Below are 24,729 nucleotides of genomic sequence, written 5' to 3'. Positions count from 1 at the left end.
CTCGGAGGGCGGGGCTCAGCTCTCGCAGCGGGTCGCCGGGAGCGTCCCGTCGACGCTCGTGAGGGTCACTTCCACCATGCCCCCGCCGTCCTCCGCGTACGCGGTCGTGCACACCAGCTGCTGGACGGCCGCGTCCGACAGCTCCATGACGGGGTACGGCGACCGGAGCCGGACGATCCGGCGGCCCTGCGGGGTCGGGCCGGCCTCCTCGACGGCCTCGGCGATCGGCGGCTTCTTCCAGCCCGGAAGGCCCGTGGTCAGGCCGGCCGCCTTGTCGGCGCCGGCCGGTCCCGCGACGAGTGCGGCGAGCACCTTGTCCGTGACGACCCGGGTGCCGCGCTCCTGGTTCACCTGCCCGGAGCCCAGCCCCTGGGACTCACGGTGCTTCGGGTCCGTCCCGGTCTCGTCCCAGGGGGACGTCGTGTCGGGGACCGGCTGCCCGATGTCGCGCACCACCGGGACCGGCCTGCCGTCGGGCCCGAGGAAGTAGAGCACCATGCGGAACTCGGGGGCCGGGTAGACGGCGACGGTCGCGGCGCCGCCCGCCTCGACGACATCGCTCTTCTGTATGCCGCAGGCGGCGAGCGAGACCATGCCGAGCAGAGCCGCGGCGACCGTACGGCGCCTCGCGGCGGCGCCCTTCCGGTGCCTGACCGCGGCGACCGTAAGGCGCCTGACCGCAGCGGCCTTCCGGCGCCTCACAGCGGCATCCGTACGGTGAAGACCGCCCCGCCCGACGGGTGGTTGGCGGCGCGGACGGTGCCGCCGTGCAGCCGGACGTTCTCCAGGGTGATCGCCAGGCCGAGGCCGCTGCCCGCCGAACGGGTCCTGGCCTGGTCCGCCTTGTAGAAGCGGTCGAAGACGTGCGGCAGGACGTCCGGGTGGATGCCCGGTCCCCGGTCCGCGACCTCCGTCACCAGCTCGTCCCCCTCCGCGTACAGCCTGACCGTCACCGGCGCCGCCCCGTGCCGCAGCGCGTTGCCGACGAGGTTGGCCACGACCACGTCGAAACGGCGCGGGTCGAGCCGGGCCCTGATCCCCTCCTCAAGGTACGGCACGACCTGCGCCGGATCGGTCCAGTGCCGGTGCTGAAGGGTCTTGCGGACGCAGTCGGCGGCGTCGACCTCGTCGGGGTGGAGCTCGGCGGCGCGCGCGTCGAAGCGGGAGATCTCCATCAGGTCCTCGACGAGCACGGCGAGCTTCCCGGTCTCGGCGCTGATCAGCCGGACGGCGCGGGCGGTGTCGCTGTCGAGGCTCCCGGCGTCCTCGTCGAGGACCTCGGTGACCGCGAGCATGCCGGCGAGCGGGGTGCGCAGCTCGTGCGAGACGTCGGAGGCGAAGCGGCGGGCACGGGCCTCGGCGTCGCGGAGCTCCGCGACGGAACGTTCCAGCTCGGCGGCGGACTCGTTGAACGTGCGGGCGAGGTCGGCGAGTTCGTCGCTGCCCTTCGCGTGGATGCGGGTGTCGAGGCGGCCCCGGCCCATGCTGTGCGCGGCGCGCCGCAGTTCCCGTACGGGGCGGAGCACGCCGCGCGAGGCGATGAGCGCGGGGATCAGGGCCACGGCGAGGGCCGGGAGGGCGCCGTCGCGGGCGGCGCTGACCATGGCCTCGATGTTCGCGTCCTCCTCGTCGAGCTCCATGACGGCGTAGAAGACGAGGCCGGTGGGCTGCGCCGTCCCCTTGGTCGCGTGCGTCCGGAAGACGGCGGGGACCGCCATGGTCAGGTACGGCTTGCCGTTCTTCACGACCCGCTGGAAGCTGCCGTGCGGGGTGGCCGGCCGGGCCTGGGCGCGGGCCCGCAGCTCGGGGGTGATGACGGAGGAGGTGGGGCGGTCGGTCGAGGAGACACGGACGGTGCCGTACTCGGCGTAGACGCGCCAGGGGCGGGGTTTGCCCTGGCGGGCGATGACGAGGAGCGAATCCCGCAGTTGGCGCGTGTCGACGGGCAGGCTGATGACGAGCGGGTCCACCTGGTCGCGGAAGGCGGAGACGGCGGTGTCCTGGGTCTGCTCCAGGATCGCGTTGCGAGCGGCGCGGTAGGTGAGGGCGGCGGTGGTGCCGCAGCCGACGGCCGCGACGAGGAGGAAGGCGAGGACGAGACGGGTGCGCAGGCCGAAGGGGTGCAGGCGGGGGCCGCGGGCGCGGCGGCGTCTTCGCGGTGCCGGCCCGGACGCGTCCGCGCCGGCCGGTTCCGTGCCCGGCTCCGTGCCCGGCTCCGGGCTCACGCAGGCCTTCACAGCGGACCGAAGCGGTAGCCGAAGCCCCGCAGGGTCTGGATGTACCGGGGTTCGCCCGGGGTGTCCTCGATCTTGTTCCGCAGCCGGCGGACACAGGCGTCCACCAGCCGGGCGTCCCCGTGGTAGCTGTGCTCCCAGACGTGTTCGAGCAGCTGCTGCCGGCTGAAGACCTGCTCGGGGGCGGCCGTGAGGTGCAGCAGCAGCTTCAGCTCGGAGGGGGCGAGGGCGACCCGCTCGCCCGACTTCGCGACCGTCAGTCCGGCCCGGTCGATGGCGAGCTCCCCGTGGAACTCGACGGCGGACCGGCCGGAGCCGGGCTCCTCGATGCGCCGCAGCACCGCCCGTATCCGGGCCTCGATGACCTCCGTACGGGCGGGCTTGACGATGTAGTCGTCGGCCCCGGCCTCCAGGCCGACGACGACGTCGAAGTCGTCACCCCGTGCGGTGAGCATGATGATCGGCAGCTGGCTGCTCTCCCGGACCCGGCGGCAGACCTGGACGCCGTTCATGCCGGGCAGCATCAGGTCCAGGAGCAGCAGGTCGGGCCGGAACTCCCCGAGCGCCGCGAGCCCCGCCTCGCCGGTGGGGGCGGTGCGCACCTCGTGCCCGCGGCGGCGGAGGCCCAGCTCGACGCCCTCGCGGACGGAGGGGTCGTCTTCTATCAGGAGCACGCGGGGCATGTGTGGAGTATCCCAAGGTCGACGGGCCTCCCTGGCGGGGGCCCGGATGGTGGTGCCGTCGTGGGCCGTCGTTCCGGCGGAGCCGGGTCAGCTGCGGCGGGTGGCGGTGCGCAGACGGGACGCGCCGGAGGCGAGGAGGGTCTGGAGTTCCGCGAGGCGGAGGGGGCGGGACAGGAGCGCGAAGGCGGCCAGGACCGTCGCGGCTCCCGCGAGCCCCGCCACCACGGGCCCCGCCACCGCCGTGCCGTCCGCGACGAACAGCCCGAACCCGGCGGCCGGCACCGCCGCGACGAGCAGCCGGGTCAGCGCGGGGGCGGCCCCGCCGGACGCGCCGCCGAGCCGTCGGCGCAGGGCGTACGCCGTGACCGCCCAGCCCGCCCACAGCGCCAGCGAGTACGCCGCCGCCATGCCCGTGACGGCCCAGCGGGTCGGGAGGACGTGGAAGGCGGCCAGGGAGAGCCCGGCGTTCAGGGCGGCGATGACCAGGTTCAGGAAGAACGGGGTGCGGGTGTCGCGCAGGGCGTAGAAGGCGCGGGTGCACACGTACTGGCCGGAGAGGGCGACCAGGCCGGGCGCGAAGGCCATCAGGGTCCAGGACATGGCGCGGATGTCGTCGCCGGTGGTCGCCCCGTACCGGAAGACGACCGTCATGAGGGGGACGGCGAGCGCGAGGAGCGCGCACGCGGCGGGGACGACGGCCGCGGCGCTGGTCCGCAGGGCGTAGGAGACGTCCCGCCGGACCCCCGCGAGGTCGCCGTCGGCGGCGGCGCCGCTCATCCGGGGCAGCAGCGCGGTGACGAGGGAGACGGTGATGATGCCGTGCGGGACGGTCCACAGGAGGTAGGCGTTGTTGTACGCGGCGAGGCCCCCGCCGCTGACCGACGTGCCCGCCGAGGTGGCCAGCCACGTCGTCACCCAGTACGCGCCCTGGTTCGTGAGCACGAGGAGGACCAGCCAGCCGGCCGAGCGCAGCGGGGCGGCGAGGCCGCTGCCGCGCCAGTCGAAGCGGGGCCGCCAGCGGAAGCCGGCGGCGCGCAGCGAGGGCAGCAGGGCGAGGGCCTGGACGGCGATCCCGGCGGTGGTGCCCCAGCCGAGGAGGGCGGTCTCCCCCGGGGTGAGCTCCCCGCCGTCGCCGACGACGAGGAAGAGGCCGAAGACGGCGACGGCGACCACGTTGTTGAGGACGGGGGTCCACATCATGGCGCCGAACCGGCCCCGGGCGTTGAGGACCTGCCCGAGCAGGGTGAAGAGCCCGAGGAAGAAGATCTGCGGCAGGCACGCGCGCGCGAAGGCGATGGTCATGTCCCGCTGTCCGCCCACGTAGTCGGTGTACGTGTCGACGATCAGCGGCGCGGCGAGGACCGCGACGGCGGTGAGCGCGGTCAGGGCGAGCGCGCACAGGGTGAGGAGCCGGTCGGTGTAGGCGACGCCGCCGTCCTCGTGCTCCTTGGCCGCCTTGACCAGTTCGGGGACGAAGACGGCGTTGAGGGCGCCGCCGAGCAGGAGCATGTAGACGATGGTCGGGACGGAGTTGCCGACCGCGTACCCGTCGGCGACGAGGCCCGCGCCGAGAGCGGCGGCGACGACCGACGCCCGTACGAAGCCGGTGGCGCGGGAGACGAGCGAGCCCGCGGCCATGAGGGCGCCGCTGCGCAGTGCGGAGGTCTTCCGCCGCTGCGGCGCCGCGGTGAGCGTGGCCGTCATCGGCGGGCCAGATAGGCCTGGAAGGCGCGGTAGAGCGCCCCGTTGGTCGTGCCCTGCATCGGAATCTCCCACTCCCCCAGCGTCTCGACGACCTGTCCGCCCGTACCGAGCTTCCAGCGAAGCAGCCCGTGGGCGCGGTCGTCCGGATCGAGGGTGGAGGGTACCCCGCGCAGGTCGTAGACGGCGGCGCCGAGGGCGTGGGCGTCGAGCAGCATGCGCCACTGCAGGGCGTTGGAGGGCCGGACCTCGCGGCGGTGGTCGGCGGACGCACCGGTCTGGTACCAGACGCGGCCGCCCACGGTGAGCATGGTGTGCGCGGCGAGTATCTCGCCCTCGTGGCGGGCGAGGTAGAGCCTCATGCGGCCCGGCTGCTCGGCGTTGAGGACGGCGTACTGGCGCTCGTAGTAGGCGAGCGAGCGGCCGAGGCGGAAGCCGTCGCGTTCCTCGGTGATGCGCAGGAGCCGGTAGAACTCGGGCAGGTCGGCGGCCGAGCCGACGACGACCTCGACGCCGGACTTCCGTGCCTTGCGGACGTTGCGCCGCCACTCCTGGTTGAGGCCGGTCCACAGGTCGTCGGTGCTGCGACCGGTGAGCGGGACCTGGAAGACGTGCCGGGGCTGCGCGTCGGCCCCGTCCTCGGAGTCGCCGCCGCACTTGCGCCAGCCGCGGGCCCGCAGCCGTTCGGCGACGGCGGTCCCCAGCGGGTCGACCTCGTCGGCGAGGACGTCGGAGAGCCGGCGGCCGGGGCCGGTGCCGGCCTTGACGGTGGCGGCGTTCCAGCGGCGGTAGGCGGGCCCGGGTCCCATGCGGACGGCGAAGGCGCCCAGGGAGCGCAGATGGCCGAGGAGCGGGCCGAGCCAGCCGTCGAGGTCGGGGTCCGCCCAGTCGGCGACGGGCCCCTCGGGCAGGTAGGCGAAGTACTTCCGGGTGCCGGGGAAGGGCCGGAGGAGGACGAGCGCGACGCCCGAGAGCTCCGCCCCTTCCCGCCCCCACCCGACGAGTTGGTGGCTCCACCCGTCCTTCACCTGTGCCCAGGAGGGGAGTTGGAGGAAGCTGGGCCCTTCCGCGCCGGAGCGGGAGTCGAGGAAGGCGCGGTACGCCTCGGGGGTCACGGGCCCGAGCCTGACCGGTCCTGCGGGGGCGCGGCGGTCGGTGGGTGCGGCCGTCACGAGCAGCGCTGACACAACGGGAGCCTCCTTGTTCCGCCCCTCGGTGGTGGGGCGCACAGCAGGCTCACAGCCGAATTCGACGGGTGCGCGCGGTGATTGTGACGGGACGGTGACGGTTGTGCCGCAGCCCTCGTCACAGAGGCTCACGGCGCCCCACGGGGGCGGAGGAGCGTCCTACAGTCCAGGACATCCCACCTTTTCCTCACACCGCGGAGGTCTTCCGTGCTGCCGATACGCACAGCGCCGCCGATACGCATGTCCCGTCCCGTCCTGGCCGCCGTGGCGCTCGTCGCCTCCCTCACCGCCTGCACGGCCCAGGCGGCGGACGGGGGCTCGTCCGGGGGGTCCGGGGCGGCGAAGGACGCGTCCCCGGTGAAGGTGACCGTCGTGGACCGGGCGGCCGGCAAGCCGGTGTCCGTGACCGCCACCGGCGGGACGCTCGCCGAGGTGAAGGTCGTCGACGGCGAGGGCGGGATCCTCAAGGGCCGTACGGGGACGGGCGGTACGAGCTGGGCCTCGGAGCGCAAGGCGGCGCCCGGCACCTCCTACACGGTCGAGGTGACGTCCCGTACCGCCGACGGCAAGGAGTCGACGAGCCGGTCGTCCTTCTCCACCCCGGAGGCCGACAAGGTCAACAAGGTGACGCTGGCCCCCGGCAAGAACACCACGGTCGGCATCGCCCACCCCCTCTCCATCGTCTTCGACCTGCCGGTGACGAAGAAGGCGGACGTGGAGAAGCAGCTCAAGGTGACCACCTCGAACGGCACCGAGGGCTCCTGGGGCTGGGTCAAGGACTACTCGGGCCGGGACAGGGCGGACTGGCGCCCCCGGGACTACTGGAAGCCGGGCACGAAGGTCACCCTCGAAGCGGACCTCGACGGCACGGACTCGGGCGGCGGCTGGTTCGTACGGGACTACCGCACCGGCTTCACCATCGGCGCGGCGCAGATCGTGAAGGTCGACCTCGACAGCCACCGGCTGACCGTGGAGCGGGACGGGCGGGCGGTCCGCACGATCCCCGTCTCCGGCGGCACCCCGGGCGGCGACAAGCGGTCCTGGCGGGGGACGGCCGTGCTGATGGCGAAGGAGGGCACCATCAACATGAACTCGGAGACGGTCGGCCTCGGGGACGCCTACAACAAGGACGTCGACTACTCGATGCGCCTGACCTGGTCGGGCATGTACGCGCACGCGGCCCCGTGGAACGCGGCGTACTTCGGCAAGGCGAACAAGAGCTCCGGGTGCATCGGGATGAGCGACGAGAACGCGGCGTCGTTCTACGCGTCGGTGAACGTGGGCGACCCCTTCGAGATCAAGGGGCGGGAGACGAAGGGGATCGTGGCGGAGGGGAACGGCTACGGGGCGTGGAACCTGAGCTGGGACCAGTGGAAGGCGAAGAGCGCGCTGCGCTGACGCGGCTTCCGTGTGGGCCCCGTTGTGGGCATGCGTTCCGCCGGGACGATTGCCCACACGGCAGCGGGGGCTAGGGGGCCCGCATCTCCCACACCAGGGCCTCCGCGTCCATGGTCGCGTGCAGGGACAGGCCCTTCTCGCCGGTGAGTCTCGCCGCGTCGCCCGGGCCCAGTTCCCCCCCGCCCAGTGACACCCCGCCCCGCACGACGTGCACGTACGTGAAGTCCGCCGTCGGCAGTTCCGTGGACGTGCCCGCCTCCAGGCGCTCCACGCGCAGGACCGCCCCCGCCGCCGGGAGGTCGTACCCGGTGTTCAGGTCGCGTACGACCTCGTACGACACCTCCCCGCCCGGGGTCAGCGGGGCCAGCCACATCTGGACGAAGACCAGGGGCTCCGGGCCGTCGTTGCGTTCGACGTGGCGGACTCCGCCCGCCGCGCTCAGGTGCTGGAGGTCGCCGGGGCGGACCACCGAGGTGTGCCCGGCGGTGTCGGCGTGGGTGAGTTCGCCCTCCACCACCCACGTCACGATCTCGGTGTGCGAGTGGGGGTGCTCGTCGAAGCCCGCGCCCGGGGCGAGCCGCTCCTCGTTGCAGGCGAGGAGCGCGCCGAAGCGGAGGTTGTCGGGGTCGTAGTACGGCCCGAAGGACAGGGCGTGCCGGGTCTCGATCCCGGCCGCCGGGTCGCCCCCGGGGTAGCGTTCGCCGGCGCGCTGGATGCGTATCACGGACGTACCGTAGCCCGCGGAAACGCCCCCGACCCCGCACGCCGGCGTCCCGATAAGGCAGTCTTGTCCCCGTGCCTGAACCCGTGAACGCCTCCCATCCGCACGCCGCGACCTTGAAGCGCCTCGAACAGTCGTCCGGGCGGCTCGCCGCCGGCGCCATCGCCCGCATGGACGAGACGCTGCCGTGGTACCGCGCGATGCCGCCCGAGAACCGTTCGTGGATCGGTCTGGTCGCCCAGGCCGGCATCGCGGCGTTCACCGAGTGGTTCCGGCACCCCGAGACCCCGCAGGCGATCTCGACGGACGTCTTCGGCACGGCGCCCCGCGAGCTGACACGCGCGATCACGCTGCGCCAGACCGTCGAGATGGTCCGGACGACCATCGAGGTCATGGAGTCGGCGATCGAGGAGGTCGCCGCCCCCGGCGACGAGTCCGTGCTCCGCGAGGCGCTCCTCGTCTACGCCCGGGAGATCGCCTTCGCCACCGCCCAGGTGTACGCGCAGGCCGCCGAGGCCCGGGGCGCCTGGGACGCGCGCCTGGAGTCGCTCGTGGTGAACGCGGTGCTCTCCGGCGAGGCCGACGAGGGTGCCGTGTCGAGGGCCGCCGCGCTCGGCTGGAACTCGCCCGACCACGTGTGCGTGGTCCTCGGCACCGCCCCCGACGGCGACAGCGAGCTGACGGTGGAGGCGATCCGCCGGGCCGCCCGGCACGCCAAGCTCCAGGTCCTCACCGGTGTCCTCGGCGACCGGCTCGTCGTCATCGCGGGCGGCAACGACAACCCCCTCGCCGTCGCGAAGGCGCTGATCGGGCCGTACGCGCCGGGTCCGGTCGTGGCCGGTCCCGTCGTACCCGATCTGCTCGCCGCGACCCGGTCCGCGCAGGCCGCCGCCGCCGGCCTCAAGGCCTGCTCCGCCTGGCAGGACGCGCCCCGCCCGGTCCTGGCGGACGATCTCCTCCCGGAGCGCGCCATCGCCTCCGACCCTTCGGCGCGCGAGCAGCTGGTGGAGGAGATCTACAGACCGCTGGAGGAGGCGGGCTCGGCGCTGCTCGAAACTCTCAGTGTCTACCTGGAGCAGGCGAGCAGCCTGGAAGGCGCGGCCCGGATGCTCTTCGTCCACCCGAACACCGTGCGCTACCGGCTTCGACGTGTGACCGACGTCACCGGCTGGTCACCCTCCGATGTGCGCTCCGCGTTCACGCTGCGGATCGCCCTCATTCTCGGACGCTTGGCCGACGGAGATCCGCAGTCCTAGACTTTTGTCGAACACCAACAATTCCCCCGACGGTTCTTCGTCCCTGTCCCCACGGGCGCTCGAAGCCGTCCCCAAGAGAGAGTGTGAGGGTGCTCGTACTCGTCGCTCCCGGCCAAGGCGCCCAGACGCCCGGCTTCCTGACCCCCTGGCTCGAACTCCCCGGCGCCGCCGACCGCATCGCGGCCTGGTCGGACGCCATCGGGCTCGACCTCGCCCACTACGGCACGAAGGCGGACGCGGACGAGATCCGTGACACCGCCGTGGCGCAGCCCCTCCTCGTCGCCGCCGGTCTGCTCTCCGCGGCCGCGCTCGGCGACGTGGCCCCCGGCGTCGTCGCCGGTCACAGCGTCGGCGAGTTCACCGCCGCCGCGTTCGCGGGCGTCCTGGACGACGAGGCCGCGCTGCGCCTCGTCCGTACCCGTGGACTCGCGATGGCCGAGGCCGCCGCGATCACCGCGACGGGCATGTCGGCGCTGCTCGGCGGCGACCCCGAGGTGACCGTCCCGCATCTGGAGAAGCTCGGCCTGACCGCGGCCAACGTGAACGGCGCCGGCCAGATCGTGGCCGCCGGCACCCTGGAGCAGCTGGCCGCCCTGGAGGCGGACAAGCCCGAGGGTGTCCGCCGGGTCGTCGCGCTCAAGGTCGCCGGCGCCTTCCACACGCACCACATGGCCCCGGCCGTGGCGAAGCTGGAGGAGGCGGCGAAGGCGCTGTCCCCGGCCGCCCCGACCACCCGCTACGTGTCCAACAAGGACGGGCAGGTCGTCACCGACGGCGCTGAGGTCGTGGCCCGGCTCGTCGGCCAGGTCGCGAACCCGGTCCGCTGGGACCTGTGCATGGAGACCTTCCAGGAGCTCGGCGCGACCGCGCTGATCGAGGTGTGCCCCGGCGGCACCCTGACCGGCATCGCCAAGCGGGCCCTGCCGGGCGTGGCCACGGTCGCCCTCAAGACTCCCGACGACCTCGACGCGGCCCGTACGCTCATCGCCGAGCACGCGGCCGTCTGACAAGGAGAGTCGAGAACATGTCGAAGATCAAGCCCAGCAAGGGCGCCCCGTACGCGCGGATCCTCGGTGTCGGCGGCTACCGCCCCACCCGGGTCGTGCCGAACGAGGTGATCCTCGAGAAGATCGACTCGTCCGACGAGTGGATCCGCTCGCGCTCCGGCATCGCCACCCGGCACTGGGCCTCTCCGGAGGAGACGGTCGCCGCCATGTCGGTGGAGGCCTCGGGCAAGGCCATCGCCGACGCCGGGATCAGCCCCGAGCAGATCGGTGCCGTGATCGTCTCCACGGTCTCGCACTTCAAGCAGACTCCGGCCGTCGCCACCGAGATCGCCGACAAGATCGGCGCCGGCAAGCCGGCCGCGTTCGACATCTCCGCCGGCTGCGCGGGCTTCGGCTACGGACTGACGCTCGCCAAGGGCATGATCGTCGAGGGTTCGGCGGAGTACGTCCTGGTCATCGGCGTGGAGCGGCTCAGCGACCTGACGGACCTGGAGGACCGCGCGACGGCCTTCCTGTTCGGCGACGGCGCCGGTGCCGTGGTCGTCGGCCCCTCCGACGAGCCGCACATCGGCCCCACCGTCTGGGGTTCCGAGGGCGACAAGTCGGAGACGATCAAGCAGACCGTTCCGTGGAACGAGTTCCACGTCGGCGACGTCTCGCAGCTGCCCCTCAACGAGCAGGGCGAGATCAAGTTCCCCGCCATCACGCAGGAGGGCCAGGCGGTCTTCCGCTGGGCCGTCTTCGAGATGGCGAAGGTCGCCCAGCAGGCGCTGGACGCCGCCGGCATCTCGGCGGACGACCTGGACGTCTTCATCCCGCACCAGGCGAACATGCGGATCATCGACTCGATGGTGAAGACTCTGAAGCTGCCGGAGCACGTCACGGTCGCCCGCGACGTGGAGACCACCGGCAACACCTCGGCCGCCTCGATCCCGCTCGCGATGGAGCGGCTCCTGGCGACCGGGAAGGCGAAGAGCGGCGACACCGCGCTCGTCATCGGCTTCGGGGCGGGTCTCGTCTACGCCGCGACGGTCGTTACCCTCCCCTAGGCACACCGGATCTTCCGGAAGCCCCTTTACCGAAGTAACCGCAAGAAGGAGCACCACTATGGCTGACACCCAGGAAGAGATCCTCAAGGGCCTCGCCGAGATCGTCAACGAGATCGCCGGCATCCCGGTCGAGGACGTCCAGCTGGACAAGTCCTTCACCGACGACCTGGACGTCGACTCGCTGTCCATGGTCGAGGTCGTCGTCGCCGCCGAAGAGCGCTTCGACGTCAAGATCCCCGACGAGGACGTCAAGAACCTCAAGACCGTGGGCGACGCCGCCGACTACATCCTGAAGCACCAGGACTGATTCGGTCCCCGCTGACTCGGTTCGCCACCCGGCGGTGGCGCCGTACTTCGACCATCACACACGTGGAGAAAGAATTCCTGTGAGCTCGACCAATCGCACCGTGGTCGTCACCGGTCTCGGCGCAACCACACCGCTGGGTGGCGACTCCGCATCGACCTGGGAAGGTCTGATCGCGGGACGCTCCGGCGTCAAGCCCCTTGAGGGCGAGCGCTTCGCCGAACTGCCCGTCAAGATCGCGGCGCTCGCCGCGGTCGACCCCGGCGACGTGCTGCCCCGCCCGCTGGCCCGCAAGCTGGACCGCTCGGCGCAGTTCGCGCTGATCGCGGCCCGTGAGGCCTGGGCCGACGCGGGCTACACCGGCCCGGCCGGCGAGGACGAGAAGATCGTGCCCGAGCGGCTCGGTTCCGTCATCGCCTCCGGCATCGGCGGTGTCACCACGCTGCTCGACCAGTACGACGTGCTGAAGGAGAAGGGCGTACGCCGCGTCTCCCCGCACACCGTTCCCATGCTCATGCCGAACAGCCCCTCCGCGAACGTGGGCCTGGAGGTGAACGCCCGGGCGGGCGTCCACACCCCCGTCTCCGCGTGCGCGTCGGGTGCCGAGGCGATCGGCTACGCCGTCGAGATGATCCGTACCGGCCGTGCCGACGTGGTCGTCGCCGGCGGTACCGAGGCCGCGATCCACCCGCTGCCGATCGCCGCCTTCGCCAACATGATGGCGATGTCCAAGAACAACGACGAGCCGACGAAGGCCTCGCGTCCCTACGACACCGGCCGCGACGGCTTCGTGCTCGGCGAGGGCGCCGGTGTCGTGATCCTGGAGTCCGAGGAGCACGCGAAGGCGCGCGGCGCCCGCATCTACTGCGAGGTGCTGGGCCAGGGCCTGTCGGCCGACAGCCACCACATCGCGCAGCCCGAGCCGACCGGCCGGGGCATCGCCGCCGCGATGCAGAACCTGCTGGACTCGACGGACCTCAAGCCGTCCGAGGTCGTCCACCTCAACGCGCACGCCACGTCGACGCCGCAGGGCGACGTCGCCGAGATCAAGGCGCTGCGGAAGGTCCTGGGCGACGACCTGGACCACGTCGCGATCTCCGCGACGAAGTCGATGACCGGTCACCTCCTGGGCGGCGCGGGCGGCATCGAGACCGTCGCGACGGTCCTGGCGCTCCACAACCGCCTGGCCCCGCCGACGATCAACGTCGACGACCTGGACCCGGAGGTCGAGGCGGACATCGTCCGCAACGAGCCCCGCGAGCTCCCGCAGGGCACGATCGCCGCGATCAACAACTCGTTCGGCTTCGGCGGCCACAACGTGGTGCTGGCGTTCCGTACGGTCTGATTCGCGCCTGAACGGTGAGGCCCGCTCCCAGCACGGGGGCGGGCCTCGCCGTTCAGGTGCGTGAGGCCCACCCCCTGTTCGGGGGTGGGCCTTTCTCGTGGGGTCAGCGGAGGGCGAAGGCCGCCGGTTCCGCGTGCATGAGGATCTGGTTGAGGACGACGTGGCCGCCCGTGACGGGGACGAGTTCGGGGTAGATGGAGATCCCCACGGGCTTGCCCGTGTCCGGTTCGATGCGGGTGCCGGGCTTGCCCGTCGTGCGGTCGAGCAGGGTGATCCTGCCGTTGCCTTGGTTCTCCAGGACGGCCACGCGGGCGCCGTCCGGCTCCGCCGCCAGCGCCATCGTCTGGGACTCCGCGTGGTACGACCACGTCTTCCGGCCGTCCTGGAGGGAGTACGCGACGACGTTGTCGGGCACCAGCGACTCCCGTTCGGCGAGCGTGACCAGGAGGCCGTCGTGGACGACGGGCACGTGGGCGTCGCCGTCGCCGACGCCGTCGGGGGCCGAGAGCGTCCCGTCCGGTCCGGAGAGCGGCACGGTCACGGTCGGGGCGCCCTTGTCGTCGAAGCCCAGGAAGGCGTGGGTGCCCCGGGCGTCCGCCTCGTCGACCGCGAGGACGACCGGGGAGACGGAGACCACCGCCGTCGTGGCCTTCGACTCGACGGGCAGGTCGCGGGCCCACCGCTGGGCGCCGGTACGGGTGTCCAGGGCGAGGAGCTTCGCCCCTTTGCCGCACTGCTCGACGAGGAGGGTGCGGCCGGCGTCGGCGTCCACGGCGAGGGTCGCGCAGTCCTTGCCGAGCTTGCGCTGCCAGCGCTGTTCCCCGGTCTCGGTGGACCTGGCCCGTACGGCTCCGTCCTCGGCGCCGACCGCGGTGGTGCCGCCGACGGCGAGGGGCCGCCCGTTGTCGGTGAGGCCGTCGCCGCCGATGCTCCGCTTCCACAGGACCTTGCCGTCGGAGACGCGGACGGCGAGCAGGGTCGCGCAGGGCTTGTCGTGGCGTCCGTACGCCATGAGCCCGACGCCCTCCTCGGTGTCCTGGGTCATCGCGCACAGGGCTTCGCGGGTCGGCGCGGGCACGCTCCACCGGACGCGGCCGTCGGCGGCGTCGTACGCGAACAGTCCGTCGATCCGGCCCTGGACGACGGTGGTGCCGAGTCCCCAGTAGCCGACGGACTCGTCGCCGACCTGGCCCACGGGCGGGACGGTCCATGCCACGGCGGGACGGGCGTCCAGGGAGGCGGACGCGGTGGCGGAGGGTCTCGCGGGCCCCTTGCCCGCCGCCTCGGTGTCGTCCGTGTCGTCGTCCCCGGCCGTGAGCGCCCAGACGCCGCCCGCGAGGAGGGCGAGCACCCAGACCACGGCGGCGGCCACGAGCGAGGACCGGCCGGGCCGCGCGGCCTTCCCGTCCGGTCTCACGTCCTTCCTGGCGAGGCCCGGCGCCGCGTCCCGTACCTCCTCCGTGGCCCCGGAGGCCGTACCGCGCCGCCGCACCGCGAGGAGCGTCGCGCCCAGCGCCCCGCAGACGAGGGCGCACAGGAGGGCCGCCCAGCCCGTCGGCCAGGATCCGGCGACGACGCCTGCCCCCATAAAGACCGCCGCCGCGCCGAACGCGGCGCCCGCTGTACCGTCACGCGTCACTTCTCTCCCACCCGGCGCGCCCCCTGCGCGCCCGGGCGGAATCTACAACCTGCCGGTGGAGGGCGTCAGACGACCTGGTGCAGCCAGCGGACGGGGGCGCCCTCACCGGCGTACCGGAAGGGTTCCAGCTCGTCGTCCCAGGGCTTTCCGAGCAGCTTGGCGATCTCCGCCTCCAGCTGGGTCTCGCCCTGCGCGGAGCGCGCGAGGGCGGCCCGCAGCCGGTCCTCGGGGATCAGGATGTCCCCGTGCATGCCGGTGACGGCATGGAAGATGCCCAGGTCGGGGGTGGCGCTGTAGCGCTCGCCCTCGGCGGTCGGGCAGGGTTCCGCGGTGACCTCGAAGCGGAGCATCTGCCAGCCGCGGAGCGCGGAGGCGAGCTTGGAGGCGGTGCCGGTCTGGCCCTGCCAGGAGAACTCGGCTCTCCAGGTGCCGGGGGACGCCGGCTGGCGGATCCAGTCGAGCTGGACCCTCGCACCGAGGACGCCCGCGACCGCCCATTCGACGTGCGGGCACAGCGCGCGCGGTGCGGAGTGTACGTACAGGACTCCACGTGTCGTCACCGGGACCTCCAGTGTGGGACGAGGTTCGCCTTGCCCAGCGGCCTCAGTAAACAGCATCAGGAGCAGAACATCGCAAACCCTCAAAAAGGGGACAGCATGTGACGTGATGTAATTTACCGGAGCCGGTCGGCGATGGCGCCTCTGGTTCGACGGGGGAAAAGCTACCGTGCCGCACCGTCATCGGTGTGACGTACGGTCGGTCCGGGGGCGGGTGAACACGAAGCTTTCACCCGCCAGGACGCCGAAGGAGGGGCCGGGGATGCGCGGCCGACGCCGATTCCGTACCGCTGTCGCCGCCGCGACGGCCGCGCTGCTGTGCGGCGGTGTGCTCTCCGGCTGCACGGCGGGGGATCCGGAGGCGGCGGCTCCGAGCGCCCGGCCGACCGTGCGCCCGACCCCGAGCCCCACGCCCCCGTGGGACGTCTCCCCCGCCTCCGTCGCGGCCGTCGGTGACTCCGTGACCCGCGCCTTCGACGCGTGCTCCGTCCTCACGGACTGCCCCGAGGTGTCGTGGGCGACCGGGACGGACACCGCCGTCAACAGTCTGGCACTGCGGCTGCTCGGCCCGGAGAAGGTGGCCACCCGCAGTTGGAACCTGGCCCGGACGGGGGCGCGGATGGCGGAGCTCCCGGAGCAGATGGCCGGGGCGGCCGCCGAGAAGCCCGAGCTCGTGACGGTGATGATGGGGGCGAACGACGCCTGCCGGGCCACTCCGGACCTCATGACCCCGGTCGCCGACTTCCGGGCCTCCTTCGAGACGGCCCTCGCCCGGCTGCGGGCGGGCGCGCCGAAGGCGCAGGTGTACGTGGCGAGCGTGCCGGACCTGAAGCACCTGTGGTCGACGGGGCGGGTGAGCCCGATGGGGCTCCAGGTGTGGAAGTTGGGGATCTGCGGCGCGATGCTGGCGGACGCGGAGGACCTGGGTCCGGCGGCCGAGCGGCGGCGGGCGGCGGTGCGGGACCGGGTGGTGGCGTACAACGAGGTCCTGGAGGAGGTCTGCGCGAAGGACGCGCGCTGCCGGTACGACGGCGGGGCGGTCTTCGGGTTCCGCTTCGACGGCGGGCAGTTGAGCCCCTGGGACTGGTTCCATCCGAGCAAGGACGGGCAGGCGCGGCTCGCGGAGCTCGCGTACCGGCGGATCACGAAGGAGTGAGGGACCCCGGGGCGGTTGTCAGGTGCCGCCCCGGGGCCGGTTCACGGGGATCCCGGGAGGTCAGATCTCCAGGGTGGCGGTCAGGCGGGCGTCCGTGAGGGAGTGGGCGGCGACGACCTCGTAGGCGCCGGTGACGAGGGTCCAGCCGTTCTTCTCCTCGTCCCAGATCTCGAAGGCGCGGCGGGGCAGCGCGATCTCGGTCTCGACGGTCTCACCGGGCGCGGCCTCGACGCTCGCGAAGCCGGCCAGCCAGCGGGCGGGGCGCTCGACGGTCGCGCTCGGCGCGCCGGTCGACACGGTCGCGACCGGGGCCAGGTAGATCTGGACGGTCTCGCGGCCCGGCCGGTCGCCGGTGTTGGTGATCCGGACGGTGGCCCGGTCCGGGGCCGCGACCAGGGAGTCGTACGACCAGCGGGTGTAGCCGAGGCCGTGGCCGAAGGGGTACGCGGGGACGGCGCCGGCCTTGTCCCAGGCGCGGTAGCCGATGAAGACGCCCTCGGTGTAGTGCAGTTCGCCGTCGGTCGGGGTGACTTCGGTGACGGGGACGTCGGCGAGGGCGACGGGCCAGGTGCTGGGGAGGCGGCCGCCGGGCTCCTCGGCGCCGGTGAGGACGTCGGCGAGGGCGGCGCCGCCCTCCTGGCCGGGGAACCAGCTGAGCAGGATCGCGGCCACGTCCTCGCGCCAGGGCAGCTCGACCGGGGAGCCGGCGTTGACGACGACGACGGTGTTCGGGTTGGCGGCGGCCACGGCCCGGACGAGGTCGTCCTGGCGGCCGGGGAGGGCGAGGTCCTTGCGGTCGAAGCCCTCGGACTCGACGCGCTCGGTGGTGGCGACGACCACGACGGCGGTGTCGGCGGCGCGGGCGGCCTCGACTGCCTCGGCGATCAGTTCGTCGGGGTCACGGCGGGGACCGAGGTGGACGAAGGAGAACATGACGGCCGGCAGCGGGGCCGCGAACTCCTTGTCGAGGGTGTGGAGCAGGGAGACCTCGACGGTCTCGCCCGCGGTGAGCACGACCTTGGCGCGCTCGACCGGGGAGCCGAAGAAGGCCTCGAAGGGGTCGGTCTCGGGGCCCATGACCTGTGCGCCGTCGAAGAGGGTCTCGCCGGCGACGGCGAGGGTGAAGGCGCCGAGGCCGCGGGTGCCGAAGGCGTGCTCGCCGGACTCGCGCGGGGTGAAGGTGCCGAAGACCTCGATGGAGGCGAGGGTCTGGTGGGTGACGCCCTCGGGGAGGTCGTCGCCGATCCACTGGACCTGGCCGTTGGGCAGGGAGCCCTCGCCGAGGAGGCGGCCCTCGGCGTCGCGGCAGCGGGCCCGGAGGGTGAAGCCCTGGTCGGCGGGGGCGAGTTCCTCGCTGGGGTCGGCGCCGACGGTGTACGTCAGAGCGCCCTCGGGCAGGGCGGCGGTGAGGCCGTCGAGCGGGGAGACGACGTGGTCGGGGAAGACCTGGGCGGAGCCGCCGCCGAGGACGCGGGCGTCGCGGGCGGCCGCGCCGGAGAGGGCGACGGTGCCGGGCTTCAGGGGCAGGGCGCCGTTCTCGTTCCGCACGAGGACGAAGCCGCGGCGGGCGATCTCGCGGGCGAGGGCGTCGCCGTCGATGGTGGCGGGGTGCTCGGTGACAACCGGCGGGGCGCCTTCGAGGGCGCCGACGCGGGCGGCGAGCCGCAGGACGTTGCGTACGGCCGTGTCGACGGCGGACTCCTCGACCTCGCCGGCGCGGACGGCGGCGGCGAGGGCGGCGCCGTAGACGGTGCCGGGGCCGGGCATGGCGACGTCGAGGCCGCCCGCGATGTCGCCGGTGGTGGACCGGGCGGCCATCCAGTCGGAGACGTTGATTCCGTCGAAGCCCCACTCGCCGCGCAGGACCTCGTTCACGAGGTGGTGGTGCTCGGTCATCGTCACGCCGTTGACCTGGTTGTAGGCGGTCATGATGCCCCAGGGGTGGGCGTTCTCGACGATGGCCTCGAAGGGGGCGAGGTAGAGCTCGCGGAGCGGGCGCGGGGCGATCCGGTTGTCGACGGTGAAGCGGTCGGTCTCGGCGTCGTTGGCGACGTAGTGCTTGACGGTGGTGCCGACGCCGCCGTCCTGGACGCCCTGGACGTAGCCGGTGCCGATGGCGCCGGTGAGGTACGGGTCCTCGCTGTAGGCCTCGAAGTGGCGGCCGCCGAGCGGGGTGCGGTGCAGGTTGACCGTGGGCGCGAGGAGGACGTGGACGCCCTTGCGGCGGGCCTCCTGGGCGAGGAGCCGGCCGGCGCGGCGGGCGAGCGCGGGGTCCCAGGCGGCGGCGAGGGCGGTCGGGGACGGGAGCGCGACGGACGGGTCGTCGGCGGTCCAGCGGACGCCGCGGACGCCGATGGGGCCGTCGGACATGACCAGGGACTTCAGGCCGATCTCCGGCAGGGCGGGCAGGGACCACATGTCCTGGCCCGCGAGCAGCCGGGTCTTGGCGTCCAGGTCGAGCTTGCCGAGCGCCGTCTCGACGACCGTGTTCCTCACGGTCTCCGCGCTGGTCTCCGCCATGGCCGTACCTCCTCGTTGACGTACCGATGACCCCGATGCCGCCCATCGTGCACCCACCTACCTGTAGATCGGTAGGTTACGTAATCATTCTGTTACTTCAACGCCACGGCGAGGGGGTACGGTCCTGTCGGACGAACCTGCGAAAGGGGGCCACGGCGATGGTGCGGGCCAGGAGCGAGGAGCGGCGCGCGGACATCCTGCGCGCCGCCCTCGAAGTGATCGCCGAGCGCGGCTACCGGGGCGCCACCCTCGGCTCCGTCGCCGAGCGCGTCGGGCTGACCCAGCAGGGGCTGCTGCACTACTTCCCGACGAAGGAGGCGCTGCTCGTCGCCGTCCTGGAGGAGCGGGACCGCTGGGACACCAGCGGGGGCCGGGACCGCGAGGGCTGGCGGCTGGACCTCCTGGAGTCCCTCGTCGAGTACAACGCGATGCGGCCGGGGATCGTACAGACGTTCTCCGCGCTGCTCGGCGAGAGCGTCACCGACGGGCACCCGGCGCGGGAGTTCTTCACCGAGAGGTACGCGCAGGTGCGGGCCAACATGGCGGACGTCCTGCGGCTGGAGTTCGGCGAGCGGCTGCCGGGCGGCCTCACCCCGGAGCGGGCGGCGCCGCTGCTCACGGCGGTGATGGACGGCCTCCAGTACCAGTGGCTCCTGGACCCGTCGGCGGTGGACATGCCGGGCGCGTTCCGCGACTTCCTGCGGCTGCTGCGGGGGGACGCCCCTTAGGGCCTGCCATTCGGATCAGACCGGAACAGGCCGGAACAGGCCGGAACAAGCCGGATCAGGCCAAAACAGGCCGGAACAGGCAGGATCAGGCCGGATCAGGGAGCCGGGCCGGGTGCGGGGCCGACGGGATTCGAACCCGCGCGGTACGGCCGCCAGGTCCGGCGACCGCCCACTCTCCCCGGGCTTCGGGGACCTCCTCCGCCCAGCTCCGCGATGGACCGCTCTGCCACGGCCCCGCACCCTGCGGCACCGCGCGCGGCGCCGCTGCGCCGGATTCTAGGCGCATGATCCCGCCGGACGGTCCCTAGCGGGCGACCACCGCCAGGTCCTCGGCCAGGAGGGCCGGGTCCGCGGTCAGGAGGCCGTGGACCGCCTCCAGGACGGGGAGCTTCGCCGACGACGTGGCCAGGGCGACGTCCTTCGCGGCGAGGGCGACCGGGAAGTACGAGCCGGTGGCGGTGGCCCGGCCGACGGCGCCGGCGAGGGGGCCCGCGCCGAGGGTGCGCAGCGCGAGCTCGCGGGGCAGGCCGAGCGCGCCGGCGAGCGTGAGGGCCTCGGCGACGAGGGCGACCCCGCCGATGGCGGCGTTGATGAGGACGAGCTTGAGGGCGGCGCCCGCGCCCGGGCCGCCGCAGGGCGTCACCGTCCCGAGCCGGTCGAGGACGGCGGCGACGGGCGCGGTGTCGCCGCCCGCGAGGATCATCAGCTCGCCGGTGGCCGCCCGGTCGACGCTGCCCATGACGGGCGCGTCGATCAGGGTGACCCCGGCGGGGAGCCGGGCGGCGAGGGCGGCGACGGTGTCCGGGCCGACCGTCGAGGTGTCGATCCACTGGGTGCCGGGGCGCAGCGCGGGGACCATCTCGTCCGCGACGGCGAGGGCGGCGGCCGGGTCGGCGAGCATGGTGACGACGACGTCGGCGTCCCGGACGGCCTCGGCGGGGGTCGCGGCGCGGACGGCGCCGTCGGCGACGAGGGCGTCGGCCTTGGAGGCCGTGCGGTTCCAGAGGGTCAGCAGATGTCCGGCGTCGAGCAGGCGGCGGGCCATCGGCAGGCCCATGGATCCGAGGCCGAGGAACGCGATCTTCTGGGGTGTGGTGTCCATGCCGTCGACGCTAGGACCGGCCGACGCATGCGACAAGCGAATGTCTAGCATGGCTGCCATGCCTGTCTCGCATGGCCTGTACGAGGCCTTCCTCGCGGTCGCCCGCACGGGCTCCCTCACCGCCGCCGCCCACGCCCTCGGCTACACGCAGTCCGCGGTGTCCCGTCAGGTCCAGGCGCTGGAGGAGGAGATGGGCGCGGAGCTGTTCGAGCGGCTGCCGCGCGGGGTGCGGCTCACCGAGGCGGGCCGGGTGCTGCTTCCGCACGCCGAGGCGGTGCGGGACCGGCTGGCCGCGGCCCGCGCCGAACTGGCCTCCCTGCGCACGCTCGACGGCGGGCTGCTGCGGCTCGGGGCCTTCTCCAGCGCGACCGCCTCCCTCGTGCCGCGCGCGCAGGCCGCCTTCCGGGAGCGGCACCCGGGGGTCGTGGTCACGCGCGTGGAGGGTCCGTCGGTCAAGCACCTCGGGCTCGTCGTCGCCGGGGAGGAGGACCTCGCGGTGGTGAGTCCGGCGCCCGCCGCCGCCCCGCCGCCCGGTGTGGCGCTGCATCGCCTGCTGGACGAGCCGATGCTGGTGGCCCTGGAGCAGGGGCATCCGTACGCGCGGCGGCGGGCGGTGCGGCTCGCCGAGCTCGCCGACGAGGAGTGGATCGTCGGCAACGAGCGTCTGGAGGACACCCTGTTCCGTCCGGCGGTCGCGGCCGGGTTCCGGCCGCGCACGGGGCTGCTGGCGCACGACTGGATCGCCAAGCTGGGGGCGGTCGCCGCGGGGCTCGGTGTCACGCTCGTGCCCGCGCTGGCGGCGGCCTCGGTGCGCCGGGACGTCGCGCTCGTCACGATCCACCCGGACGACGTCCCGTACCGCCGGATCTGCGCGGCCACTCCGACGACCCCGACGGTCGCGGCGACCGCCTTCCTCGGCCTGCTCCGCGAGACAGCGGAGGAACTAATACCCTCTGGCCGGTCTTGACCCTTACAGAGGGGCGCGGGATGATGGCGGTCATGTTCGTCGCAGCCACCCAGTTCGCCCCGGTCGCCGGGGACATCGACGCCAACGTCCGTACGATCGCCGGCCTGGTCCGGGCGGCCGGGGCGGAGGGGGCCCGGGTCGTGGTCCTCTCCGAGCTCTCGCTCACCGGGTACGAGCCCTCCCTGATCCGGGACACCCCCGGCCTGGTCCTCGCCGAGGACGACCCCCGCCTCGATCCCGTACGGGAGGCCTGCCGGGACGCCGGCGCCGCGGCGGTGGTCAACGGACCCGTGCGGACGGCCGGTTCGGGCGCCGGGGTCACCACGCTGGTGATCGGCCCGGACGGCTCGCTCCTCGCCCGCTACGACAAGCGGCACCTGTACGGCGTCGAGGCGGAGGTCTTCACGCCGGGCGCCGCCGACGGGCGGTTCGCGCTCGACGGGGTCCGGTTCGCCCTGGCCACCTGCTACGACAACCGCTTCCCGGAGCTGGCCGAACGGGCGGTGGCCGACGACTGCTCGGTGTACCTGGCGAGTTCGGTGCTGGGCGCCGACAACGACTCCTTCGAGAAGGTGTATCCGGTGCGGGCCCGCGACTTCGGTCTGTACGTGGTCCTCGGCAATGTCCTGGGGGCCAACGAGGACGGGGTCGGCGTCGGCCGGGCCGGCGCCTGGGGCCCGGACGGCGAGCGGATCGCGGACGCGGGCACCGAGGAGGCCGGGTTCGTCCTCGCCGAGGTGGGCTGAGAGACGGCGGAGCCGGACGGTCGTGGGACATACGACCGTCCGGCTCCCGGGGAGGCCGTCACGGAACCCCCGGTCCGCGACGGCGCCCCGCCCCCGTTACGGGGCGCTCATCCCCTTACGGGGCGCTCAGGCCCAGCGTGTACGCGCCGGAGCCGCTGTACGCGTGGACCAGGTACCGGTAGTAGCCCGCGGTGCCGTAGTAGCTGGTGTCCTCGTCGGCCGTCGCCGTGCCGCCGACGGCCACGTCCACCCAGGCCGACCCGTTCCACTTCTGCAGGTACAGGTCGAAGTCGGTGCCGGCCGGGCCGCGCAGGCAGCCCACGTGGGTGCCGGAGGTCGCCGAGTAGTAGTACGAGCCGTCGGGCTGGGCCGCGGCCTGGCCGGAGGTCAGGCTGCCCTGGTACGTGTACTCGGCGTTGTCGCAGCCGGTCGGCGGGGTCGTGGTGCCGACCGACAGCTGGTAGGTGACCGTGTGGGTGGCGGAGCCCGTACCGGTGACGTTGATCGGGTACGTGCCGTTGGCGGTGCCCGCGGCGACCTGGACGGTCATCGTGGACGAGGAGCCGGAGGTCACCGAGGCGGGGCTGAAGGAGACGGTGACCCCGCTCGGGGCGCCGCTCGCGGAGAGCTGCACGGTCTGCGCGCTGCCGCCGGTGGTGGAGGTGTTCACCGTGGAGGTGACGGAGGCACCCGCCTGGACCGAGCCCGAGGACGGGTTGAGGGCGAGGGAGAAGTCCGGGGTGGTGGTGCCGCCGCAGTCGGTCTCACCGGACTGGGCCGGCACGCCAATCGCGTTCCAGGCCGCCTTCACGGCGTTGCACTCGGCGCTGCCGTAGGTGTTCTTGGCGGTGGTCAGGGTCGCCCTGCGGGCGGCGAGGTGGTTCCAGGAGGAGGTCTTCATGAGCAGGGCGCCCATGAAGATCTTGCCGGCCTTCTGGATGCCGATGCCGGTCACGGAGGACGGACCGCCGGAACATATGGGGCTGTTGGGCTTGCCGCCGCCCGGGTTGGAGCCCTCGGCCAGCAGGTAGAACCAGTGGTTCTGCGGGCCGGCCGCCGCGTGCACCTCGGTGCCCGAGGTCAGCTGCGGGTAGCAGTTGGGGTCGTTGCCGACGAGCGAGGGGTTGTACATGTTCCGGATCGGCTTGCCGTCGCCGAAGAAGTTGACCTTCTCGCCGACCGTGTAGTCCGGGGTGTCGTTCGGGTTGTTGGCGTAGTGCTCGGTGAGCGCGCCGAAGATGTCGCCGGTCGACTCGTTCATGCCGCCGTTCTCGTTGGACGAGCCCGAGCTGCCCGGAGTCCGGTCGAAGATCTCGTGGCCGTACTCGTGCGCCACGACGTCGATGCCGGTGAGCTGGTTGGAACCGGTCTGGGCCCGCCCGTAGGTCGTCTTCGTACCGTCGTAGTACGCGTTGACCTCGCTCAGTCCGGCGCGGGCCGGGACCATGCCGCCCTGCCCGTTCTGGCCGTTGTAGCCGAACCACTCCTTGAGCATGGAGTGTTCCTTCTGCGCCGCGTACATGATGTCGACGCAGGCGGTCACCAGGTCGTTGGCGCCGTTGTTGCCCCAGGGCGAGGAGCCCGTGTACGCGCTGCCGTTCTGCCCGCCGCACTTGAAGCCGCCGCGGCTGGTGTCGGTCATCGAGCTCGCGGCGGTGTCGATGGTGACGTTGCCGTTGTGGTAGCCGCGGCCGTCGGCGTGCAGGATCTTGTCGGTGGCGCGGGCGACGGAGCCGGTGCGCGCGTCGACGTAGGTGTCGAGCGAGCTCGGCGCGTCCTTCGCGGTCCGGCCGATGACCAGGGTGTGCCAGGTGAGGACGGCCTTGCCGCCCTTGAGGAGCACGGTCAGCTCCGGGGCGCTCGCGCTCTCGACCGAGGCCAGCTGCTTCCGGGCGGTGGCGAGGGCCGCCTCGGCCGTCACCTTCGCCTTCGTGGAGAGCCTGATGGCGGGGGCCGGGGCGCCGGTGACCTCACGGACCTTGCCGGAGCTGTCGGAGACGACGACCGCGTCGCCGCCGACGACGGGGAGGCCGCGGTAGGTGCGCTCGTACGAGGCGTAGTACAGGCCGTTCGCCCAGGGGGTGACGGACGTCCGGACGAGGTCCTCGTCGGCGCCGTGCCGCAGCTCGTCGAGACCGCTCGCCGCGGCCTTGTCCGCCGCGGCGAGGGCGAGGGACCTGCCGTGCCCGGGCGGTACGGGCTGCGACTGCGGGGCCGCGGAGGCGGGGCCGGCGAGGGCGGTCGCGAGGCTCGCCGAGAGCGCCAGGGCGGCCACGGTCGCCGTGAGTCTGGTGGGGTGCAACGTCTGCTCCGATCGGGGTGTGGATCGTGGTGGGGGAGACGGATCGTCGCGCCGAGTATGGGCGTGGACATGGCCAGTTCGGGACATCTCATCCGGCATAAGACGCGGGTTATGGTGCGCCCGTGCG

The 24,729-nt window shown here is 73.1% G+C and carries 21 protein-coding genes; 10 read left to right on the top strand and 11 right to left on the bottom strand.

Annotated features, from left to right (window positions below):
- Positions 1–15 precede the first annotated feature (15 nt).
- The 5 genes from IE237_RS12540 to IE237_RS12520 all read right to left on the bottom strand — a co-directional run bounded on the left by IE237_RS12540 (position 16) and on the right by IE237_RS12520 (position 5,805).
- Positions 16–702, bottom strand: a complete 687-nt coding sequence (locus tag IE237_RS12540; protein ID WP_189801988.1) for a hypothetical protein — start codon at positions 700–702, stop codon at positions 16–18.
- Entirely contained in the window at positions 699–2,225 is a 1,527-nt protein-coding gene (locus IE237_RS12535; protein WP_229842614.1) for a sensor histidine kinase, read from the bottom strand. Before IE237_RS12535 ends, IE237_RS12540 begins: the two co-directional genes overlap by 4 nt.
- Before the next feature lie 8 nt (positions 2,226–2,233).
- Complete coding sequence (locus IE237_RS12530; RefSeq protein ID WP_189801986.1) at positions 2,234–2,917, bottom strand: response regulator; 684 nt, start codon at positions 2,915–2,917, stop codon at positions 2,234–2,236.
- Positions 2,918–3,004: 87 nt separating this feature from the next.
- Entirely contained in the window at positions 3,005–4,621 is a 1,617-nt protein-coding gene (gene murJ, locus IE237_RS12525) for a murein biosynthesis integral membrane protein MurJ (protein WP_189801985.1), read from the bottom strand.
- On the bottom strand, positions 4,618–5,805 hold the full coding sequence (locus tag IE237_RS12520; protein WP_189801984.1) for a lipid II:glycine glycyltransferase FemX: 1,188 nt from the start codon (positions 5,803–5,805) through the stop codon (positions 4,618–4,620). The genes murJ and IE237_RS12520 overlap by 4 nt, the downstream gene beginning before the upstream one ends.
- Positions 5,806–6,045: 240 nt before the next feature.
- Here IE237_RS12520 and IE237_RS12515 point away from each other — a divergent pair, with 240 nt between their 5' ends.
- Positions 6,046–7,203: a L,D-transpeptidase family protein gene (locus tag IE237_RS12515; protein ID WP_189802546.1), complete on the top strand. Its 1,158-nt coding sequence runs from the start codon at positions 6,046–6,048 to the stop codon at positions 7,201–7,203.
- Positions 7,204–7,273: 70 nt separating this feature from the next.
- On the opposite strand, the gene IE237_RS12510 is transcribed toward IE237_RS12515, so the two are convergent.
- On the bottom strand, positions 7,274–7,927 hold the full coding sequence (locus IE237_RS12510; RefSeq protein WP_189801983.1) for a pirin family protein: 654 nt from the start codon (positions 7,925–7,927) through the stop codon (positions 7,274–7,276).
- 71 nt (positions 7,928–7,998) lie between these two features.
- Here IE237_RS12510 and fasR point away from each other — a divergent pair, with 71 nt between their 5' ends.
- The 5 genes from fasR (at position 7,999) to fabF (ending at position 12,885) form a co-directional block, all read left to right on the top strand.
- Positions 7,999–9,180 carry a fatty acid biosynthesis transcriptional regulator FasR gene (fasR, locus tag IE237_RS12505; protein ID WP_189801982.1) on the top strand — a complete coding sequence of 394 codons (1,182 nt, stop codon included), beginning with the start codon at positions 7,999–8,001 and terminating at the stop codon, positions 9,178–9,180.
- Between the two features lie 89 nt (positions 9,181–9,269).
- Positions 9,270–10,187, top strand: a complete 918-nt coding sequence (locus IE237_RS12500) for an ACP S-malonyltransferase (protein ID WP_189801981.1) — start codon at positions 9,270–9,272, stop codon at positions 10,185–10,187.
- Positions 10,188–10,204: 17 nt separating this feature from the next.
- Positions 10,205–11,236, top strand: coding sequence for a ketoacyl-ACP synthase III (locus IE237_RS12495; protein WP_189801980.1), 1,032 nt, complete (start codon positions 10,205–10,207; stop codon positions 11,234–11,236).
- Positions 11,237–11,294: 58 nt separating this feature from the next.
- Positions 11,295–11,543, top strand: coding sequence for an acyl carrier protein (locus IE237_RS12490; RefSeq protein ID WP_189801979.1), 249 nt, complete (start codon positions 11,295–11,297; stop codon positions 11,541–11,543).
- A gap of 79 nt (positions 11,544–11,622) precedes the next feature.
- On the top strand, positions 11,623–12,885 hold the full coding sequence (fabF, locus tag IE237_RS12485) for a beta-ketoacyl-ACP synthase II (protein ID WP_189801978.1): 1,263 nt from the start codon (positions 11,623–11,625) through the stop codon (positions 12,883–12,885).
- Positions 12,886–12,988: 103 nt separating this feature from the next.
- Here fabF and IE237_RS12480 read toward each other — a convergent pair whose 3' ends face one another.
- Positions 12,989–14,524 (bottom strand): outer membrane protein assembly factor BamB family protein, encoded by a 1,536-nt coding sequence (locus tag IE237_RS12480; protein ID WP_189801977.1) that lies wholly within the window; start codon positions 14,522–14,524, stop codon positions 12,989–12,991.
- 65 nt (positions 14,525–14,589) lie between these two features.
- Positions 14,590–15,084, bottom strand: a complete 495-nt coding sequence (locus IE237_RS12475) for a DUF3145 domain-containing protein (RefSeq protein WP_041129084.1) — start codon at positions 15,082–15,084, stop codon at positions 14,590–14,592.
- A gap of 259 nt (positions 15,085–15,343) precedes the next feature.
- Between IE237_RS12475 and IE237_RS12470 the strand changes: the two genes are divergently transcribed.
- Positions 15,344–16,237: an SGNH/GDSL hydrolase family protein gene (locus tag IE237_RS12470; RefSeq protein ID WP_189801976.1), complete on the top strand. Its 894-nt coding sequence runs from the start codon at positions 15,344–15,346 to the stop codon at positions 16,235–16,237.
- Positions 16,238–16,297: 60 nt separating this feature from the next.
- Here IE237_RS12470 and IE237_RS12465 read toward each other — a convergent pair whose 3' ends face one another.
- The gene (locus tag IE237_RS12465) at positions 16,298–18,757 is read right to left on the bottom strand and encodes a beta-glucosidase H (RefSeq protein ID WP_189801975.1); all 2,460 of its coding nucleotides are present in this window, start codon (positions 18,755–18,757) and stop codon (positions 16,298–16,300) included.
- A 158-nt stretch (positions 18,758–18,915) separates the two neighbouring features.
- Here IE237_RS12465 and IE237_RS12460 point away from each other — a divergent pair, with 158 nt between their 5' ends.
- Positions 18,916–19,485, top strand: a complete 570-nt coding sequence (locus IE237_RS12460; RefSeq protein ID WP_189801974.1) for a TetR/AcrR family transcriptional regulator — start codon at positions 18,916–18,918, stop codon at positions 19,483–19,485.
- Between the two features lie 304 nt (positions 19,486–19,789).
- Here IE237_RS12460 and IE237_RS12455 read toward each other — a convergent pair whose 3' ends face one another.
- On the bottom strand, positions 19,790–20,587 hold the full coding sequence (locus tag IE237_RS12455; protein WP_189801973.1) for an NAD(P)-dependent oxidoreductase: 798 nt from the start codon (positions 20,585–20,587) through the stop codon (positions 19,790–19,792).
- Between the two features lie 49 nt (positions 20,588–20,636).
- On the opposite strand from IE237_RS12455, the gene IE237_RS12450 reads away from it, so the two are divergent.
- Together IE237_RS12450 and IE237_RS12445 are read left to right on the top strand one after the other, a co-directional pair.
- On the top strand, positions 20,637–21,554 hold the full coding sequence (locus IE237_RS12450; protein WP_189801972.1) for a LysR family transcriptional regulator: 918 nt from the start codon (positions 20,637–20,639) through the stop codon (positions 21,552–21,554).
- 32 nt (positions 21,555–21,586) lie between these two features.
- A complete protein-coding gene (locus IE237_RS12445) occupies positions 21,587–22,300 on the top strand; it encodes a carbon-nitrogen hydrolase family protein (protein ID WP_189801971.1) in 714 nt (237 codons plus the stop codon).
- Between the two features lie 115 nt (positions 22,301–22,415).
- On the opposite strand, the gene IE237_RS12440 is transcribed toward IE237_RS12445, so the two are convergent.
- The gene (locus IE237_RS12440; protein ID WP_229842611.1) at positions 22,416–24,602 is read right to left on the bottom strand and encodes a M4 family metallopeptidase; all 2,187 of its coding nucleotides are present in this window, start codon (positions 24,600–24,602) and stop codon (positions 22,416–22,418) included.
- Positions 24,603–24,729: the final 127 nt, after the last annotated feature.

It is taken from the genome of Streptomyces tanashiensis, from assembly GCF_014648895.1.
Classification (GTDB): Bacteria; Actinomycetota; Actinomycetes; order Streptomycetales; family Streptomycetaceae; genus Streptomyces; species Streptomyces tanashiensis.
This window is presented reverse-complemented; position numbering and strand designations above follow the sequence as displayed.

What these genes read in the sequence shown, in the direction of transcription:
- IE237_RS12530 (WP_189801986.1), bottom strand. Translation starts at nt 2,917, where the DNA reads ATGCCCCGCGTGCTCCTGATAGAAGACGACCCCTCCGTCCGCGAGGGC.
- IE237_RS12465 (WP_189801975.1), bottom strand. Translation starts at nt 18,757, where the DNA reads ATGGCGGAGACCAGCGCGGAGACCGTGAGGAACACGGTCGTCGAGACG.
- IE237_RS12490 (WP_189801979.1), top strand. Translation starts at nt 11,295, where the DNA reads ATGGCTGACACCCAGGAAGAGATCCTCAAGGGCCTCGCCGAGATCGTC.
- IE237_RS12455 (WP_189801973.1), bottom strand. Translation starts at nt 20,587, where the DNA reads ATGGACACCACACCCCAGAAGATCGCGTTCCTCGGCCTCGGATCCATG.
- IE237_RS12460 (WP_189801974.1), top strand. Translation starts at nt 18,916, where the DNA reads ATGGTGCGGGCCAGGAGCGAGGAGCGGCGCGCGGACATCCTGCGCGCC.
- IE237_RS12515 (WP_189802546.1), top strand. Translation starts at nt 6,046, where the DNA reads ATGTCCCGTCCCGTCCTGGCCGCCGTGGCGCTCGTCGCCTCCCTCACC.
- IE237_RS12450 (WP_189801972.1), top strand. Translation starts at nt 20,637, where the DNA reads ATGGCTGCCATGCCTGTCTCGCATGGCCTGTACGAGGCCTTCCTCGCG.
- IE237_RS12495 (WP_189801980.1), top strand. Translation starts at nt 10,205, where the DNA reads ATGTCGAAGATCAAGCCCAGCAAGGGCGCCCCGTACGCGCGGATCCTC.
- IE237_RS12470 (WP_189801976.1), top strand. Translation starts at nt 15,344, where the DNA reads ATGCGCGGCCGACGCCGATTCCGTACCGCTGTCGCCGCCGCGACGGCC.
- IE237_RS12445 (WP_189801971.1), top strand. Translation starts at nt 21,587, where the DNA reads ATGTTCGTCGCAGCCACCCAGTTCGCCCCGGTCGCCGGGGACATCGAC.
- murJ (WP_189801985.1), bottom strand. Translation starts at nt 4,621, where the DNA reads ATGACGGCCACGCTCACCGCGGCGCCGCAGCGGCGGAAGACCTCCGCA.